Source organism: Shigella sp. FC1967 (assembly GCF_001743005.1).
Classification (GTDB): domain Bacteria; phylum Pseudomonadota; class Gammaproteobacteria; order Enterobacterales; family Enterobacteriaceae; genus Proteus.
On the sequence record NZ_MIIZ01000904.1, the window covers coordinates 1 to 2013 of the forward strand.

Sequence of the window (2013 nt, forward strand, 5' to 3'; positions counted from 1 at the left end):
AGAACAGGTTTTTTTTAATTCTGGTATTAACATGTTATTGTTAGGGCTGTTAGGAATATTCTTAGTTGTTGTTAATAATAGAGATAAAATATCAAATAAATTTTATGCTCAGTGATAAAAATAGAGGAAGAATTGTATTTTTAATGTGCAATTTGCATTTTTTTAATCTTTAGACGCATAAAACTATTGCTATTAAACTTGTCTCATGCGTTAATGAGTAAGGCCTCAATACAGACCTGATTTATGATTGACATTCTAAGTTAATGAGTTTTAAACAGCATCGCTTTTTGACCGTTTTCTTCATGTGTGCCCATAAGTTATAGGTAGTTCAGGCCAGTAGATGCCGAGAAGGCAACGTTTTATTGATATATAGGAAAGTCACATGTCTGACAAAATGAAAGGTCAAGTTAAGTGGTTCAACGAGTCTAAAGGCTTTGGTTTTATTACTCCAGCAGACGGAAGCAAAGACGTATTCGTTCACTTTTCTGCCATTCAAGGTAACGGTTTCAAAACTCTGGCTGAAGGTCAGAACGTAGAATTCACAATTGAAAACGGTGCAAAAGGTCCAGCAGCTGCTAACGTAACAGCTCTGTAATTTAAAGCCTTTTAAAAATTTTCTCAAGCCTGTCACCTTATGGTGGCAGGCTTTTTCTTTATGGGTAAAATAAAGAAAAAGAGAATGATAATATTTATCAGGAGTGAAAATGCAGGTTAATGATAACGTTGTTGTGAAAACAGATGGTAGTGATGATCGTGAAGGGACTATCCTACTTATTGAAGAATTTAATGAAGGTATAATGTATTTAGTATCACTTCCTGAATATCCAAAAGGCATTTGGTTTTTTAATGAAAAAGAGGGCGGTGAAGGAACATTTGTTAGACCAATACAGCAAAAGTGACTGACGTTTAGATACTGTTCATTTACATTTTTAAATCAATTTCTTATACTTTTGCCAATTTTAGTTAAGAGGAAACACCTATGGATACACAAAGTTGTAGGTTAATGATAAACCCATTAACAGAGAATAATGTTATTCAAAATAACAGGTAAGCTGTTTTCTTCACTAAAACTGCTTACCATCTTGGTGGGCAGTGCGTTGTAATATTCTTTTCTTATATATTCCTATTTGCACATCCCTAAATGATTTCCCTTATACCGCTAAAACAAGCAGGGTAATTTCATGTGCTATATTTTTTTCTCTTTGTTTCCTCCACCTAACCTGATGAATTAATTTCAATATTCTTAATTATCAGAGCAAAATTTTCATATCGATTTTAATCATCATGTGGAGGAAAGAAACATGACGATGACGCCTTATATTTTAAATCTCGTGATTGCAATGTGTCTGGGTGCTTTGATTGGTGCCGAACGTCAATGGCGACAACGAATGGCTGGTTTAAGAACAAATGCATTAGTTGCAACCGGCGCGGCTGTTTTTATTTTAAGTTCAATAGAAACTTCCCCAGATAGCCCTGGCCGGATCGCGGCTCAAGTTGTCTCAGGTATTGGATTTCTGGGTGCGGGTGTGATCATGCGTGAAGGAATGAATATACGTGGACTTAATACAGCCGCAACACTCTGGTGTTCAGCAGCAATTGGCGTGTTATGTGGCTTAGGTTTATATCAATTGGCGACCATAGCAACACTTCTTATTCTTTGTGCAAATATTTTGCTACGAGAAGCTGCTCAGCGGATCAATGCTCAGCCACAACATCAAGCAATAGATCTTGAGCAACGTTACTCAATACGAATTATTTGTCATGAAGAAGATGAAGTTTTAGTAAGAACACTCATTTTACAAGCCATAAATGGATTACATGTTCGATTACAGTCTTTAAGCAGTGCTGATACATTGATGCCTAGTCAGTTGGAGGTTTGTGCAGAATTACTGGCAACACCTGTTGAACAAAAGGCACTCATTTTACAAGCCATAAATGGATTACATGTTCGATTACAGTCTTTAAGCAGTGCTGATACATTGATGCCTAGTCAGTTGGAGGTTTGTGCAGAAT

The 2013-nt window shown here is 36.2% G+C and carries 3 protein-coding genes; all 3 read left to right on the forward strand.

Going from position 1 to position 2013, the window contains the following annotated elements:
• Positions 1-382 precede the first annotated feature (382 nt).
• Entirely contained in the window at positions 383-595 is a 213-nt protein-coding gene (gene cspE / locus BHE89_RS15610; protein WP_004243573.1) for a transcription antiterminator/RNA stability regulator CspE, read from the forward strand.
• 109 nt (positions 596-704) lie between these two features.
• Positions 705-899: a protein DsrB gene (gene dsrB, locus BHE89_RS15615; RefSeq protein ID WP_069367450.1), complete on the forward strand. Its 195-nt coding sequence runs from the start codon at positions 705-707 to the stop codon at positions 897-899.
• 402 nt (positions 900-1301) lie between these two features.
• On the forward strand, positions 1302-2013 hold a 712-nt coding region (locus BHE89_RS15620; RefSeq protein ID WP_286146206.1), incomplete at its 3' end, for an MgtC family protein.